General features: G+C 63.0%; 15 protein-coding genes. 6 read left to right on the forward strand and 9 right to left on the reverse strand.

Annotation, left to right across the window (positions count from 1 at the left end):
- Positions 1 to 16 precede the first annotated feature (16 nt).
- The 6 genes from VSR72_RS19915 (at position 17) to VSR72_RS19940 (ending at position 5,541) form a co-directional block, all read left to right on the forward strand.
- Positions 17 to 829, forward strand: a complete 813-nt coding sequence (locus VSR72_RS19915) for a glycosyltransferase family 25 protein (RefSeq protein ID WP_342954060.1) — start codon at positions 17 to 19, stop codon at positions 827 to 829.
- 62 nt (positions 830 to 891) lie between these two features.
- Positions 892 to 2,121 carry an O-antigen ligase family protein gene (locus VSR72_RS19920; RefSeq protein ID WP_342954061.1) on the forward strand — a complete coding sequence of 410 codons (1,230 nt, stop codon included), beginning with the start codon at positions 892 to 894 and terminating at the stop codon, positions 2,119 to 2,121.
- Positions 2,122 to 2,213: 92 nt separating this feature from the next.
- A complete protein-coding gene (locus tag VSR72_RS19925; protein ID WP_342954062.1) occupies positions 2,214 to 3,242 on the forward strand; it encodes a glycosyltransferase family 4 protein in 1,029 nt (342 codons plus the stop codon).
- A 38-nt stretch (positions 3,243 to 3,280) separates the two neighbouring features.
- Positions 3,281 to 4,117 (forward strand): heparin lyase I family protein, encoded by an 837-nt coding sequence (locus tag VSR72_RS19930; RefSeq protein ID WP_342954063.1) that lies wholly within the window; start codon positions 3,281 to 3,283, stop codon positions 4,115 to 4,117.
- A 174-nt stretch (positions 4,118 to 4,291) separates the two neighbouring features.
- Positions 4,292 to 5,011 (forward strand): WecB/TagA/CpsF family glycosyltransferase, encoded by a 720-nt coding sequence (locus VSR72_RS19935; protein WP_342954064.1) that lies wholly within the window; start codon positions 4,292 to 4,294, stop codon positions 5,009 to 5,011.
- Positions 5,012 to 5,124: 113 nt separating this feature from the next.
- Positions 5,125 to 5,541, forward strand: coding sequence for a DapH/DapD/GlmU-related protein (locus VSR72_RS19940; RefSeq protein ID WP_342954065.1), 417 nt, complete (start codon positions 5,125 to 5,127; stop codon positions 5,539 to 5,541).
- 10 nt (positions 5,542 to 5,551) lie between these two features.
- On the opposite strand, the gene VSR72_RS19945 is transcribed toward VSR72_RS19940, so the two are convergent.
- The 9 genes from VSR72_RS19945 to ybeY form a co-directional block, all read right to left on the reverse strand.
- Positions 5,552 to 6,451 (reverse strand): SprT family zinc-dependent metalloprotease, encoded by a 900-nt coding sequence (locus VSR72_RS19945; protein ID WP_342954066.1) that lies wholly within the window; start codon positions 6,449 to 6,451, stop codon positions 5,552 to 5,554.
- Positions 6,452 to 6,629: 178 nt separating this feature from the next.
- Positions 6,630 to 7,391, reverse strand: a complete 762-nt coding sequence (locus tag VSR72_RS19950; RefSeq protein WP_342954067.1) for a lysophospholipid acyltransferase family protein — start codon at positions 7,389 to 7,391, stop codon at positions 6,630 to 6,632.
- A 41-nt stretch (positions 7,392 to 7,432) separates the two neighbouring features.
- The gene (gmhB, locus tag VSR72_RS19955; protein ID WP_342954068.1) at positions 7,433 to 7,996 is read right to left on the reverse strand and encodes a D-glycero-beta-D-manno-heptose 1,7-bisphosphate 7-phosphatase; all 564 of its coding nucleotides are present in this window, start codon (positions 7,994 to 7,996) and stop codon (positions 7,433 to 7,435) included.
- A 20-nt stretch (positions 7,997 to 8,016) separates the two neighbouring features.
- A complete protein-coding gene (glyS, locus tag VSR72_RS19960) occupies positions 8,017 to 10,116 on the reverse strand; it encodes a glycine--tRNA ligase subunit beta (protein WP_342954069.1) in 2,100 nt (699 codons plus the stop codon).
- Positions 10,117 to 10,132: 16 nt separating this feature from the next.
- Positions 10,133 to 11,140: a glycine--tRNA ligase subunit alpha gene (glyQ, locus tag VSR72_RS19965; RefSeq protein WP_342954070.1), complete on the reverse strand. Its 1,008-nt coding sequence runs from the start codon at positions 11,138 to 11,140 to the stop codon at positions 10,133 to 10,135.
- Between the two features lie 247 nt (positions 11,141 to 11,387).
- Entirely contained in the window at positions 11,388 to 13,088 is a 1,701-nt protein-coding gene (gene lnt, locus VSR72_RS19970; protein WP_342954071.1) for an apolipoprotein N-acyltransferase, read from the reverse strand.
- A 195-nt stretch (positions 13,089 to 13,283) separates the two neighbouring features.
- Positions 13,284 to 14,177, reverse strand: a complete 894-nt coding sequence (locus tag VSR72_RS19975; RefSeq protein ID WP_342954072.1) for an HlyC/CorC family transporter — start codon at positions 14,175 to 14,177, stop codon at positions 13,284 to 13,286.
- A 180-nt stretch (positions 14,178 to 14,357) separates the two neighbouring features.
- Positions 14,358 to 15,047 (reverse strand): gamma-glutamylcyclotransferase, encoded by a 690-nt coding sequence (locus VSR72_RS19980; protein ID WP_342954073.1) that lies wholly within the window; start codon positions 15,045 to 15,047, stop codon positions 14,358 to 14,360.
- Between the two features lie 9 nt (positions 15,048 to 15,056).
- Positions 15,057 to 15,518 carry an rRNA maturation RNase YbeY gene (ybeY, locus tag VSR72_RS19985; protein ID WP_342954074.1) on the reverse strand — a complete coding sequence of 154 codons (462 nt, stop codon included), beginning with the start codon at positions 15,516 to 15,518 and terminating at the stop codon, positions 15,057 to 15,059.
- Positions 15,519 to 15,544 lie beyond the last annotated feature (26 nt).

Below are 15,544 nucleotides of genomic sequence, written 5' to 3' on the forward strand. Positions count from 1 at the left end.
GGCAGGATTTTCGGTCATGATTGTTTCGCTCGCGCGCTCGGGGCGTCGTGAACGCATCGCGGAAGTGATGTCGATGCACGGCGTAGATTTTTCCTTTGTAGACGCGATCGATGCGCAGCGCTTCGAGAGCGGCGAACTCGCCTGTCTGTACGACGACTCGGCGGCGCGCTCGCGTTACGGGTGGTCGTTGACTAGGGGCGAGGTAGCGTGCTTCCTGAGTCATCAGCTGCTTTGGCAGCGCGTCGTGAGTAGTGGCAGGAGCGTGATCGTGCTCGAAGACGACGCCCTGCTGGATCCCGCGTTTTTTTCCAAGGTTCTGACCTGGCGCGAAGACGCGCTTGCGCGCTTGGCTGACATCGTGCTGCTGGGGCAGTCGAAGCTGAGCCGCTCGCGCGCGGCGCGGGAGTACCTCTACGAGCCGCTCAAACGCTCCAGTCGCATCGACGGCATGCGCGTTGGAACGCCCTTCAAGCAATGGACGTCGGGTGCGGTCGGCTACTGGATTTCCCCGCGTGGCGCGATGCTTGCACTGGCCCATACGGAAGGGCCAGTGCGGGCGCTGCTCGACGACTGGCCGTGGCATCGTGACGACGGTGGAATGATCATCAAGGAACTGCGGCCCTACGTGGTGTGGGAGGCGTTCGAATCCATGGCGAGCGACCTTGAAGGCGAGCGCAGCCAACTCGCACCAGCGAGAGTGCGGTGGCGCGATTGCCTGCTGGAGCCCATTCGCGTTGGACGGCTCGTCGCGCGCTGGAGCGTCGCGGCCGCGATTCGCGTTGCAGAGTTGATCGGTAGAGCCGGCGAGAAACAGGACTGTGCGAGATGAGTGACTCGGCAATCTGGGAGCGCGAATCACCTACGCGCACATGGGACAGTTCGGCGAGAGCGATGATCTGGCTCGTCCTCTTCGTTGGTATCGCGCTGTCGCCGCTTGCCGACTTCCTCTCCGTTTATGCGCTCAAAGGCCAGGTAGGCGGCGATATGGGCGCCCGCTATTCGCTCTTCGTGCGAGGTGCGATGGTTGCTGGTCTGATTGCCGCAATGTTGCTCAGTGGACGGGCTCGACTCTCGAACTGGCGCATCTGTCTGCTTGCGTTGGTGGCCGTCATCATGTCTTGCGCGTCGCTCGCGTTCGACGGAATGAGCAGCGGTGAATTCCTCGAGGAAGTTATCGCGATTGCGAAGGTCTTTTCCCTCTTCGTCTATGTCGCGGCATTCTCCGAACTGAGGGACGCTCAACTGGAGAAGGTCGAAGCCCTGATGCGCGTGACGTTGCTGGTATATGCACTCGCGATTCTCGCTGGCGCCGTGTTCTCGATCGACATCTTCCGCAGCTATCGGGGCGACACACAGATCCGCGCAGGCTACAAAGGCATCATCTATGCGCAGAATGAGGCGTCGGCGTTGCTGCTCTCGGGCTTAGCACTGGCATACCTCCACGTCGTCCGGTACGGCTGGCGCGCGAGGTACGTTGTGCTGGTCGGGACGCTATTCATGGCGGCGCTCCTGCTGGGTACGAAGGGCGCGCTGGCTGCCGGTTTCAGCGTCATCTCGGCGTACTCCTATGCGCGATATGGTGTCGTCAAGGCGAGTGTCCGGCTCGGCGCCGTCGTCGTGGTGATATTGCTAGTTGCGCTCGCAGTCTATTTCCTCGCGCCGTCCGTGCACCAGGCGGTCGATCTCAGCATCCAGTACTTCAGCTACCAAGGCGATCGTGCGGGCAGCGAGAAGTTCGCCACGGTACTCATGTCTGGCCGCAACGTGAAATTCTCGAACGTGTGGGACGAACTCACCAATCGTGACTTCCTGCCTCTGCTGATAGGCGGCTACCCGACCGTTCGTTACCCTGTCGAAATGGACGGGCCCGACCTCACGTTGATCATGGGGATCCCGGTGTTTTGCCTCTACTTGCGAGATCTCTTCAGGCTGTACGCGCGACCCGGAAACGGGCGTATCGTGCACTACGGTAAATATTTCTTCGTCGTGCTACTGATAATTGCCTGTTCTGCGGGTCACGTGCTGACGTCTGCGATCGTCGCGCCCTATCTCGCAGTGATCTCGGTTCTCGTGCACCGGTGGGCCGACGAGGAGCGCAGGCCGAATCAGAGCGGGCAATAAGGTTATGAAATACGAGTGTCAGCGTTATGAGTAAAGCAATGTGCGTACTTCACGTGGGTCCGGGATTCGGCCAGCGAGGCGGCGTTGCCTCCGTGCTCGACGAATTGCGAACTGCAAATGCGTTGTTCGAGAAGAGCGCGGTTCGGCTCGAATTCTTCGAAACGCGCGGCTTCAAGACAATGAAGGACAGGCTGCTCTTCTTCGTGCTGGATCTGCCACGATTCTTCCTGCGTGTGTTGAATGGCGTTGACGTCATCCACTTCCATGTTTCGGCGCGCGGATCGGCGCTCAGGAAACTGATGCTCTATCGCGCCACACGCATGCTGCGGCGAAAGGTGATCTTTCACTGGCACTCGAATAATCTTGCCGATTGCGTCGAGCAGCGAAACAGATGGGTCAAGGCGGCCTTGCGGGAGTTTATCGAGTCGTCCAGTGACGCGATTGGTGTATCAACCGAAATGGCTGTGGACATCAGCCGATTCAGGAGAGGGGGGGGCGTTCGCGTGATCGGGAACTGCGCGCTCAAGGCGGAGCGAATCGCGTCGCTCGGGCCGGCGAAGGCCATGAGCGCGCGTGCTCCCGAGCCGTATGTCGCGTTCTCGGGGCGGTTCGTCGAAGAGAAGGGGTTGTCCGAGTTGTTTGCTGCAGTCGCAATCCTCAAGAAGAAACAACGTCACGTTCACGTAAAGCTTGCTGGTACGGGTCAAACGGACCGGTGGATCGAACTTGCTGGGCAGTTCGACATAGAGGATTGCATAACGTTTGCCGGCTGGCTGCGTGGCGACGAACTGATGGACTTCTACCGCAACGCCCAGGCGTTCTGCTTGCCCAGTTATCGAGAGCCATTCGGCATCGCGACACTCGAAGCAATGTTTTGCGGCGTTGCGGTCGTCGGTACGAGGAAGGGGGGATTTCTCGATCTCGTCAAAGAAGGAGAAACGGGATATTTGGTCGACTCGCGCAATGCCGCACAGCTCGCCGATGCAATCGAGCAGGTTTGCGGTGATAGGGGTGTGGCCTGGCGGATGGGCGAGGCGGGGCGTCGGTACGCACTCGAGCGTTACTCGGTTAAGAGCGTGTGTGATGAATACGTTCTGTGTTATCGCGAACTGCAATCGTGATTGATCTGTACGGGATATCAAATAGATCTGGGATGCGTATGAAATCTGTGTCGTTGAGATTGTCGCTTTCCAGCATACGCCGGGTGATGCTGCTCGCGTGCGCGCTGCTGGCGCCGGCTCTGTCGACCGCCGATCCACTGGCGGTACCATCGGACGATTCGGTCTGGACTCGCATGGCTCAGGTGGATTGGCGCGATGGATTGAGCAGCGCAGTGTCGCCGCAGGCAAATCCTGGAGATATCGAGTTCGTGCCCGACCCTGACGATTCGTCGCACCAGGTCCTCGAGGCAACGATCGCGCGGCGCGAAGACTATACGCATGTCGCGAATGGTGTGCCGCGAGCCGAGGTGCTGTTCCGCGAGCCGGCGACGTTCGCACAGGGTTCCGATTACCTCGTGCGATGGAGCACCTATATTCCGCGCGATTTCGAGTTCGACGGCAAGCAAATGGTGATCATTTCGCAGATTCTTACGTCGGCCAAGGTGAGGGGGCATGGGCCGACGGTCGCGCTGACTTTGCTGGGGACGAACTACTACATCTCGACGCGCGGCGGAATGCAGGTCCAGAAAACTAGCGCTGGCGCGAAGCTGTGCTGCGCCGATAGCGACAAAGGAACGTGGGTCCACTGGACGCTTCGCTATATCCCGGACGACTCCGGCCAGCATTCGCTTACGCAGCTCTGGAAGAACGGCGAATCGGTTTTTCGTTCTGAGCACGTGCCCAATGCGTATCTCGGCGATCAGCATGCTTATTTGAAGATCGGCCTATATAAAGCCGGGTGGGAGAAGGAGCCATCCGACGCGGAAGTGCAAACTTTGCTTTTTGGTCGTATGTCGATTTTCAAACGACAAGCGAGTTTAATTCGCAATCCATAGCATATGGGTGGTCACATCGAGGAATTAAATCCGAGAAAATCGCGGGGCGGTTCGAGGTAAATTACTTGACATGGACTCAGGTATGGATCTTTTGCGCCTGAGTCCTAACGGCGCCGACGTAAAGCGGCGCGTGCGAGATGCGCTTTGAAGAGAATAGAGTTGTTTTCCTGTCCGATGGACGTGGCGACCGGCCGCGAGACGGTAGAACTGATCAGAAGCCGGGTCGAGGCCAGGCAGTTTACCCAGCACGTCGTTGTCAACGTAGCAAAGGTCGTGCATATGCAGCGCGATAGCGCGCTCGCGGCGTCGATTTGTGCATGCGACATCATCAATATCGATGGCATGGGCGTAGTCTGGGCCGCGCGCTTGCTTGGCGTAGACGTGCCGGAGCGAGTCGCTGGGGTCGATCTTTTTGACGACCTGCTCGCGATGGCAGCCGAGCGCGGCTTTCCGGTCTTTCTACTTGGCGCTACGCCCGAGATAGTGCAAGCGACTGCTGAGAGCGTTGGCCAGCGTCATCCCAGTCTGATCGTGGCGGGCTATCACCACGGCTACTTCTGGGACGACGAGCCCACGATCGTCGAGAAGATCAGCGCGTCCGGCGCACGGCTTTTGTTTGTCGCGATTACGTCGCCGAAGAAAGAGAACTTCATCAATCGCTGGCGTGCGCAACTTGGCGTGGATTTCGTCATGGGAGTGGGCGGTACGTTCGATGTCGTCGCGGGGAAAGTGCGCAGGGCTCCGGTATGGATGCAGCGTTGGGGTCTCGAATGGCTCTTTCGTGTCATTCAGGAGCCAGGTCGCATGTGGCGTAGATACCTGACTACGAATCTGCAATTCGTCGGCCTGCTACTCAAGAGCATCCTGCGCACGTCGCGCAGCCAGGCACATTAATCAGGGATTCCTGTAATGCGATGTCCGGTCGGTCGCGGACGCCGCAACCCGAGCGCGCTTTCGACGCGCGGAGCGGGCATTTTGATATTTGATTAACGTGACTTAGGGAACGTATGCTTTATTTCTATAGACTTTCAAGGTTCTTCTACCTGCTTCATATTCCGCTTTTGCCGTGGATCATCAAGGTTTTGAATCGAATTCTTTTCTCAGTATCAATTCCGCCTTCAGTCAAGGTCGGGAGGAACGTGACATTCGGTTACCAGGGCTTGGGTATCGTGGTGCATCGCCACGCAGTCATCGGTGACAACGTCATAATTTCACCGAATGTCGTCATCGGTGGACGGAGTGGCAAAGCTGGCGCTCCATTCATCGAAGACGATGTGTTGATTGGGGCGGGTGCTTCTGTGCTGGGGCCGATTCATATCGGACGTGGCGCCAAAATAGGGGCGAACGCGGTTGTTTTGGCTGATGTCCCGGCTGATTCAATTGCTGTCGGCGTCCCGGCGCGGATTTGCAATCGCCACGATTAACTTTGCCCCCTCACACCTCCGGCATCATCTCCGGCGGATGCTGCTTCAACTGCTTCCTGGCCTCGCGAAACTCCGGAAAAATCGACTCCACGGTCTGCCAGAACCTCGGACTATGATTCATCTCGCGCAAATGCGCGAGCTCATGCGCAACCACATAGTCCACTACGGAGAGGGGAAAATGAATCAACCGCCAGTTCAAGCGAATCCTCCCTTCGCTTGAACAGCTTCCCCACCTTGTAGCGGCCGAAGAAAGCGCATAAGACCGAAACGAAACCCCAAGTTTCTCGGCATACACCTCAAGCCGCTCACCGAAAACCCGCGTCGCTTCACCCTGAAGCCACCCCGTCACGCGGTCCTTGATCTGCTGCGCCTCAGCATGCGGCGGCAGTGGCAGCGCGAGCACGCGAGTCGCTTCGTCAAAGGCAAGCACAGAAGCCCCAAGCTTTACCGTAATCGGTTTGCCAAGAAACGGCAGTTCAGCCCCATCACGCCATTCCACGCGCGGCAACGCGCGCTGCTCCGTGCGCGTTTGCCACTCAGCAATCTTCGCGAAGATCCAACGCTGCTTCTCGGCAATAGCGGCTTCGATATCGGCGATGGTGACCCACCTGGGCGCAGTGATGCTAAGCCCAGTCCCGTCGATCACGAACCCAATCGATTTGCGCGACGAGCGCTTGAGCCGGTAATGCAGTGTGCGCGCGCCAAGCACGACGGTGCGCAGCCGCGTGCCATCCGGTGCAAGCGGTGCCTTGCCGGGCGCCTCCGGCGAGGGCGAAGGCGCAGGCTGCGGTGTGAGGGAGGGGGAGGTCGCATCAGGCGCCACGAGCGGTGCCGCTTCAGCAAAGAGCGGCAGGTCGAGTTGCCGGTTGTCGAGTGCCGCGTTTGGGCGCGGCGTGGGGGACTTCTGCATCGTCAGGCCTGGTGCGGATGGGCGTGCGCGGCGTGGGCGTGTGCCGTTTTTCGCGGGGCGTTTGCGTGGGGCTTTTGGCGCAGTGTTGCGCGGCGCGCTCAACCGTGCGGCAAGGAGCGCCAACACTCGCGCGCCAATCCTGCGCGCAACGCGAGCCAGCGCTTCAAACACCGGCGCCTCAAATCCGCGCTGCTTTCGCCGCTGCGCCATCCGTTTCGCGATATGCCTCAGGATCGATTCGGCGCATTTCCGTTTCGATCCACTGTTCCACGCGCGTGTTCACTTCGTCGGGCGTGAGTCCGGTCGTCTCGATCGGCTTGCCGATCGACACCGTGACTATACCCGGATATTTAATGAACGAGTTTCGGGGCCAGACGTGGCCCGCATTGTGCGCGATCGGCACCACGGGCGCGCCCGTTTCGATGGCGAAGCGCGGTCCGCCGGTCTTGTACTTGCCCGTCTTGCCCACCGGTATGCGCGTGCCTTCGGGGAACATGATTACCCATGCGCCTTCGGCCATGCGCAGCTTGCCCTGGCGTATCACCGAAGTGAACGCGTTCTTGCCTTCCTTGCGGTTGATGTGAACCATCTTCAGCATGCCGAGCGCCCAGCCGAAGAACGGCACGAACATCAGCTCGCGCTTGAACACGTAACACAGCGGCCGCGGCATGAGCGCGGGAAAGGCCAGCGTCTCCCATGCGGACTGGTGCTTCGAGAGCAGCACGGCCGGCCCGTTGGGCAGGTTCTCCATGCCCTCGATGCGGTAGCGAATGCCATTGAGGTAGCGTGCAACAAAGAGCGTGGAGCGGCACCAGCCCACGGCCATCCAGTAGCGTCGCGTCGCGTTCATGAACGGGAACGCGATAAAGCACGCCGTTGCATACGGCATCGTGTAGACGATGAAGTAGATGAACAGCAGCAGGGAACGGAGAAAGCGCATCGGTCGAGCCGGTTTAATGTTCGCGTGAACCGCCTGCGCCTTCACGCAGGGGCATTCGAGAGAAAGTCGAGCGCGAAAGCGCGCAGGTCGTCGTGGATCAACGTGCCTTCGGGCAAGCCGCCCGCGGCAAGCGTTTTCTCGCCCTTGCCCGAGCGCACGAGGTGCGTGCGAAAGCCGAGCGTCGCACCCGCTTGCAGGTCGCGCAGCGAGTCGCCCACCACCGGGGTATCGGCGGGTTCGATCTCGAAGCGTTCGGCGATCATCTTGAGCATGCCCGGCTGCGGCTTGCGGCACTCGCAATGATCCTGCGCCGTGTGCGGGCAGAAGAACACGGCGTCGATGCGCCCGCCCACGGCTGCCGCCTGGCGGTGCATCTTCGCGTGCATGGCGTTGAGCGCGGCCATGTCGAACAGTCCGCGCCCGATGCCCGACTGGTTCGACGCCACCGCGACGCGATAGCCCGCCTGGTTCAGGCGCGCAATCGCTTCGAGGCTGCCGGGTATCGCGACCCATTCGTCCGGCGACTTGATGAACGCGTCGGAGTCGACGTTGATCACGCCGTCGCGGTCGAGGATCACGAGTTTTCTGGTGGTGCTGTTCGGCATGGCGTCTCGCTCAGTTCAGCTTAAGCGGCGAGCCGCGAGATGTCCGCGACGCTGTTCATCTGGCGATGCAGCGCCTTGAGCAGCGCGAGGCGGTTCGCACGCAGCGCCGGGTCTTCGGCGTTGACCATCACGTCGTTGAAGAACGTGTCCACCGTTTCGCGCAGGGCCGCGAGCGCGGTCAGCGCGCCCGTGTACTCGCGTGCGGCGAGTTGCGTTTCCACGCGCGGCGCGACCTGTTCGAGCTGCGCGTAGAGCGCCTTCTCGGCCGCTTCGACGAAAAGGGCGATCTGCACGCCGGCGTCTTCGGCACCCTCGGACTTCTTGAGGATGTTCGAAATGCGCTTGTTGGCCGCCGCGAGCGAGGCCGCTTCCGCGAGCGCCGCGAATTCGCGCACGGCGTCCAGACGGGAGACGATGTCGTCGAAGCGCGTGGGGTTCAGCGCGAGCACCGCGTCCACTTCGGTGGCCGCAAAGCCGCGTTCGCGCAGCATGCCGCGCAGGCGGTCCATGCAGAACTCGTAGATGGCCTGAGTCGATTCCGTCACGGCCTCGATGCCTGCGAATTGCGCGTAGGTGGCGCGCAGCAGCTCGACGAGATCGAGCGGCAGTTGCTTCTCGACGAGAATGCGCAGCACGCCCAGCGCGTGACGGCGCAGCGCGAACGGGTCCTTTTCGCCCGTGGGCGCGAGGCCGATGCCCCAAATGCCGACGAGCGTTTCCAGCTTGTCCGCAAGCGCGACGATCGTGCCCGTCGTGGTGGCGGGCAGGGCGTCGCCGGAGAAGCGCGGCTGGTAGTGCTCGGAGCAGGCAATCGCGACTTCTTCTGGCTCGCCGTCGTGGCGAGCGTAGTAGGTGCCCATCGTGCCCTGCAGCTCGGGGAACTCGCCCACCATGTCGGTGAGCAGGTCGGCCTTCGCAAGGCGCGCGCCGCGTTCCGCGAGCGCGATATTGGCGCTGCACATCAAGGCGATCTGGCCGGCGAGCGCTTCGAGTCGCTCCACGCGTTGCAGCGTCGAGCCGAGCTTGTTGTGATAAACCACGTTCGCGAGCAGCGGCACACGGTCGGCCAGCGGCTTCTTCTTGTCCTGCTCGAAGAAGAACTTCGCGTCGGCCAGACGCGGGCGCACCACGCGCTCGTTGCCTTCGACGATCTCGTCGGGCGTTTGCGTCGCGATATTCGAGACGATCAGGAAGCGCGAGCGCAGGCGGCCGTGGTCGTCGGTGAGCGCGAAGTACTTCTGGTTCGTCTGCATCGTGAGGATCAGGCACTCCTGCGGCACTTGCAGGAATTCGTCCTCGAACTTGCACGCGTACACGACCGGCCATTCGACGAGCGAATTCACTTCGTCGAGCAGCGACTCGGGCATCACGACCTTGTCGCTGCCAGCCTGTTCGATGAGCTGCGCGCGGATCGACTCGCGGCGGTCGGCGTAGCTCGCGATCACGAAGCCCTTGTGCTGGAGCGTGTGCGCGTACTCGTCGGCGTGCTGGATGGCGATCAGGCCTTCGGAGAGGAAACGGTGGCCGCGCGTGGTGTCGTCGGCGTCGACGCCGAATGCCGTGACAGGCACGATCTGCTCGCCGTGCAGCACCGTGAGGCGATGCACCGGGCGCACGAACTGCACGTTGCTGCCGTCCGGGCGCTGGTAGGTCATGACCTTCGGGATCGGCAGTTTGCCGAGCGCTTCGTCGAGCACGGCTTGCAGGCCGTCGGCGAGCGTGGCGCCAGGCGCCGAGTAACGCAGGAAGAACGCTTCGTTCTTGCCGTCGCTCGCGCGTTCGAGGTCGCTAACCGGAAAGTCGGGGAAACCGAGCGCCGCGAGCTTTTTCGCGAGCGGCGCGGTGGGCTGGCCATTGGCGTCGAGCGCGACCGAAACGGGCAGCACTTTTTCGCGCACCTGCTTTTCGGGCGCAACGCTGCGCACGTTCTTGATCGTGACGGCGAGGCGTCGCGGCGTGGCGTAACGTTCGAACGAGAGATCGCCTTCGATCAGGTCGCGCGCGGCGAGGCGCTGCGCGATGCCTTCGGCGAACGCGTCGCCCAGGCGCGCGAGGGCCTTCGGCGGCAGTTCCTCGGTCAGCAGTTCGACGAGGAGAGTGGCGTGATGAGCTTGCGTCATTGTTCTTGAGATCCGGTCATGCCTCGTCGAACTTGCGTTCGACCTTCAGCGGCGGCGCCCAGGCGGGCATCGCGGCGTCCTGTTCGTCGGTGGTGAGGCCGGGCACGCCGTGCACGGGGTTGCCGAGCATCGGGAAGCCGAGCTTTTCGCGCGACTCGTAGTACGACTTCGCCACATCGCGCGAGAGCGCGCGGATGCGGCCGATATACGCCGCGCGTTCCGTGACGGAGATCGCGCCGCGCGCGTCGAGCAGGTTGAACGTGTGGCCGGCCTTGAGCACGAGTTCGTACGCGGGCAGCGCGAGCTGAAGCTCGATCATGCGCTTCGCTTCGCTTTCGTACGCGTTGAAGAACGTGAACAGCAGGTCGACGTTCGCGTGCTCGAAGTTGTACGTCGATTGCTCGACTTCGTTCTGGTGGTAGACGTCGCCGTAGCTGAGGCGGCGGATCTCGGGGCCGTTCGGGCCTTGCTCTTCCCACTCGGTCCAGACGAGGTCGTAGACGTTCTCGACCTTCTGCAGATACATGGCGAGACGCTCGAGACCGTAGGTGATTTCGCCGAGCACCGGCTTGCAGTCGATGCCGCCCACCTGCTGGAAGTAGGTGAACTGCGTGACTTCCATGCCGTTGAGCCACACTTCCCAGCCAAGACCCCAGGCGCCGAGCGTGGGGTTTTCCCAGTCGTCTTCGACGAAGCGCACGTCGTTCTGCTTCAGGTCGAAGCCGAGCGCCTCGAGCGAGCCGAGGTACAGGTCGAGAATGTTCTCCGGCGCGGGCTTGAGCACCACCTGGTACTGGTAGTAGTGCTGCAGACGGTTCGGGTTCTCGCCGTAACGGCCGTCCTTCGGGCGGCGCGAAGGCTGCACGTAGGCCGCGCGCCACGGCTCGGGGCCGATTGCGCGCAGGAAGGTGTGGACGTGCGAGGTGCCGGCGCCGACTTCCATGTCGATCGGCTGGAGCAGTGCGCAGCCCTGCTTGTCCCAGTAAGACTGGAGCGTCAGGATGATTTGCTGAAACGTGAGCATGTGTGCCTGCAGTGTCTTTCGGGCTTTCGGGGGCGGAATGTGGCGGCCGGAGCCTGGGCGATCGCCGGCGGGGCGGCCACTCCAGCGGTTCTCGGCCTTGCCCCTTTCCCTTGCGTGGCCCGGGCCGGGAGGCGGCCAGGTGCTAAAACGTTGAATTTTACCGGATTGCCGGAGCCTTGAGACCTGGACGGGGTTCGGGCCGCCGGCGACGGTGCGGTTGTGTCGTCAATGGGACGTTGCGCGCGCCTTATTTTCCGTTTGCCGGCTTGCGTTCCTTCGCGCCCTTGAAGGCCGGCCCGAACGCAAAGCCGAGCGCCAGCAGCAGCAACGAAATGGCGATCACCGTGTTGTTGCCGCTCGTCACGTAGGGCGTGAAGCCGCTCGTGCCTTCCACCTTCACGTCGAGCGAGCCCGCTGTGAACGTGGGCAGGCGCGCGATCACGCGGCCTTTCGCGTCGATGGCGGCGGTCGCGCCCGTGTTCGTCGCGCGCAGCATCGGCCGGCCGGTTTCGAGCGAGCGCATGCGCGCGATCTGCAGGTGCTGGTCGAGCGCGATGGTGTCGCCGAACCACGCGAGGTTCGTCGAGTTGATGAGGATGCCCGGCGAGGTCGGGCTCTCTCGCACGGTGCGGGCGATCTCCTCGCCGAAGATGTCCTCGTAGCAGATGTTCACGGCCACGAGCTCACCGTGCACGCGGAACGGCGGCTGCACTGGCGCCCCGCGCGCAAAGTCGCCGAGCGGGATGTTCATGAGATTGACGAACCAGCGGAAGCCCCAGGGCACGAACTCGCCGAAGGGCACGAGGTGATGCTTGTCGTAGCGATAAAGGCCGTTCTGGCCCGGGGTGATGCCGAAGAGGCTGTTGGTGTAGTCGATCACGCGTCCGTCGGAGGTAATCGTGCCCCCCACGGCGCCGAACAGGATGGCCGTGTTCGTGCCGTCGGCGAACGCGCGGATATCGCGGCCGAACTTCTCGGGAATTTCGTGCACGAGCACCGGCACGGCGGTTTCGGGCGTGACGACGAGATCGGCGGGCTTTTCGGTGATGAGCTTCTGGAACTCGTTGAGCGCGTCAGTAAAGCCTGCCTCGGAGAACTTCATGTCCTGCTTGACGTTGCCTTGCAGCAGACGCACGTTCAGCGGTGTGCCGGACGGTTGCGTCCACGAGACGAGCGACAGCAGCATGCCCGCCGCAATTACGGCGACCGCGAGCAGCGCCGGCGTCGCGACCGCGCCGCGCCGGGGCGCTGTGGGAGCCAAGCGATTCACGTCGCGCACACGCAAGAGCGCCTGCGCGATAAGCGCTGCGACGAGCGCGAGCACCCAGCCCACGCCGTATACGCCGACGATTGGCGCAAAACCGGCAAGCGGACCGTCGACCTGCGCGTAGCCGCTCGCAAGCCAGGGAAAGCCGGTGAACACATAGCCGCGCGCCCATTCGCCGAGCGCCCAAGCGCTTGCGAACGCGAAAGCGCCGTGCCACGTGGGCGAAAACGGCAAGTCGCCGCTGCGGCCATTTTTCGCATGTCCCGCGCAGAACGACCAGATGAGCGCGGCGAGCGCCGGATACACACCGAGATAGAGCGAAAACAGCACGAGCGCCGCGCCCGCGAGCACGGCGGGCATGCCGCCATAGAAGTGCATGCTCACGTAGAGCCACCACACGCCGCTCACGAAGTTGCCGAAGCCGAAGGCCCAGCCGGTGAAGAGCGCGCTCTTCCAGCCGGTGGTGCGCGTGAGCCAGAAGTAGAACAGCGCGAAGATCGCAATGGCGAGCCAGCCGCCGTGCGGCGTGGGCGCGAACGACAGCGTGTTGAGCGCGCCCAGCGCGGCAGCGGCGAGATAGTGCCAGAAGGGCAGCGCGCGGCGCTCGGCGCCGTTGGGTGCATCGGCGGTTTCGGGCGCGCGCGTCTCGGTGCGCGTGCGGGTATCGATCGGTTCGGCCATGCGGTGCTGTTGAATGCGGTGAAAAGCGCGAGCGCGGATTGCGCGACGAGCGCAACGATAGCACTTTCGTGCGTCGCTACCGGGACACGCTCAGGGGACGGATCGAAACCGGATCCCAACTTCGGCGCGCTCGAAGGAAAAACGCCAGCCGCAAGGCTGGCGTCATCCGCACATGCGAGGCGCGCTCGCGTTGCGTCAGGTGCCCGGCGGCTGCAGCGCGGCTTCGCGCTGTCCTGCCATCGGGTCGCGTCGCACCAGCAGCATGTGAACCTGGCGAGCGTCGGCGCGCAGCACCTCGAAAATCAGGTCGCCGATGCGCACCTTTTCCCCGCGATGCGGCACGTGCCCAAAGTGGTTCGTGACGAAGCCGCCGATCGTATCGACTTCCTCGTCGGAGTAATGGGTGCCGAACGCCTCGTTGAACTGCTCGATCTCGGTGAGCGCGCGCACGCGGAAGCGCCCGTCGGGCGAGGCGATGATGTTGCCGCTTTCCTCGTCGAAGTCGTACTCATCCTCGATGTCGCCCACGATCTGCTCCAGCACGTCCTCGATCGTGATGAGACCGGCCACGCCGCCGTATTCGTCCACGACGATGGCAATGTGATTGCGGTTCTGGCGAAAGTCGTGCAGCAGCACGTTCAGGCGCTTGGACTCGGGAATGAACACGGCCGGGCGCAGCATGCCGCGCACGTCGAATTCCTCTTCGGCGTAGTAGCGCAGCAGGTCTTTCGCGAGCAGCACGCCGATCACGTTGTCGCGGTTGCCGTCGTACACGGGGTAGCGCGAGTGCGCTTTCTCGAGCACGAACGGAATGAATTCGTCAGGACTTTCGGCGATGTTGATCGCGTCCATCTGGGCGCGCGGGATCATGATGTCGCGCGCGCAAAGCTCGGACACCTGGAACACGCCTTCGATCATCGAAAGCGAATCGGCGTCGATCAAGTTGCGCGCGTGCGCGTCCTGGAGGATTTCGAGAAGCTCGCTGCGCGAGTCGGGCTCGGGCGAGATGAAGTCGGTCAGCCGCTCGAGTAGGGAGCGCTTTTCCTGCGGTTTGTCGGTCTGGCGTCGACTGGGATAGGAGTCGTTCATGGTGGTGCGCCCTTCGTCGCTTGGGGACAGGGCGCGCTGTTGCGGAGGGTTAAGGATACAACATGGCTGTGGCGTGACCGTGTCATGGCACACGCATGTCACACACCGGCAGACCAATCCTAACGCAGATGCGGCGTGCCCGCGCGGTGAACGAAAAAGCGGCGCGCCGTTACACGAAGCTTACGCGCAGCGCGCGAGCAGCCGCTCAAGCGCCCGGTCGCGCATGCCGCTTTCGCGCAGCGCGTCCACGGTGCGCCGCACGTAGTCGAGCGTCGTGCCATAACGGCCCGACGCGCAGCCGAACACGGTGCGCACCGTCGCTTCGGAGAGCTTGCCGGTGTAGGACGCCACGTCGCGCCGCATGACGAAGGCAAGCGCGTCGACGCGGCGGCCGTCCGCGAGCACGCAGGGCAGCCAGGCGGGGCGGTACGAGCCCATCGGCATCTCGCGGCGCCAGAGCGCTTCGAGGTGCGGCATCACGCCTTCGGCAGCGAGGCGAAACGCGACGCCCGCGCACGAGCCGCCGCGGTCGAGCGCGAGCACGAGGCCCGGTTGCTCGGGCGTGCCGCGGTTCACGCGCGACCACAGGTAAAGGCCGCGATGGTAGCCATGCACGCGCGAGCGCACATTCTCGACGGTGGGCAGCCCAGGGTTCCAGATCAGCGAGCCATAGCCGAAGAGCCAGATGTCGCTTGCGCCGTCCCAGCCTTGCGCTTTCAGCGTGCAGGCGAGCGAGTCGCGCAATTCGTCTTCGCTCAGAAGACGCGACTCGCCAAGCGCCGGCGGGTAGCCGGGGCAGGGCACGCCCGCATCGCCCGCCTCGGGCAGTGCTGAGGGTTCGGCGAAATCGGGCGTGCGTTTGTCGTTCATGGCGGGGGCCTACTTGTACGGATCAGGAAAGCCGAGAGAGTTGAGTACTTCGGTCTCGATGCCTTCCATCTCTTCGGCTTCGGTCTCGTCTTCGTGATCGTAACCCTGCGCGTGCAGCGCGCCGTGCACGAGCAGATGCGCGTAGTGCGCGGCGAGCGGCTTGCCCTGCTCGGCGGCTTCCTTTTCCACCACGGGGCAGCACAGGATCAGATCGCCCGTGACGGGATCGTCCTCGCTCTCCGCATAGGCGAAGGTGAGCACGTTGGTCGCGTAGTCCTTGCCGCGATACGTGCGGTTGAGCGTGCGGCCTTCGTCGGCGTCGACGAAGCGCACGGCCAGTTCCGCGTCCGCGAAGAGCGCGGCCTTGAGCCACGCCGCGACGGTTGCGCGCGGCAGCGCGGCCTTGTGCTCGGGGAACGCCTTTGCGGCGGGGAACTGCACGGTCAGTTTGAGTTTCGGTGCGCGGGGCATGGGCTCAAAGCAATGAAACGACGCAG

Source organism: Paraburkholderia sp. JHI869 (assembly GCF_038900775.1).
Classification (GTDB): domain Bacteria; phylum Pseudomonadota; class Gammaproteobacteria; order Burkholderiales; family Burkholderiaceae; genus Paraburkholderia.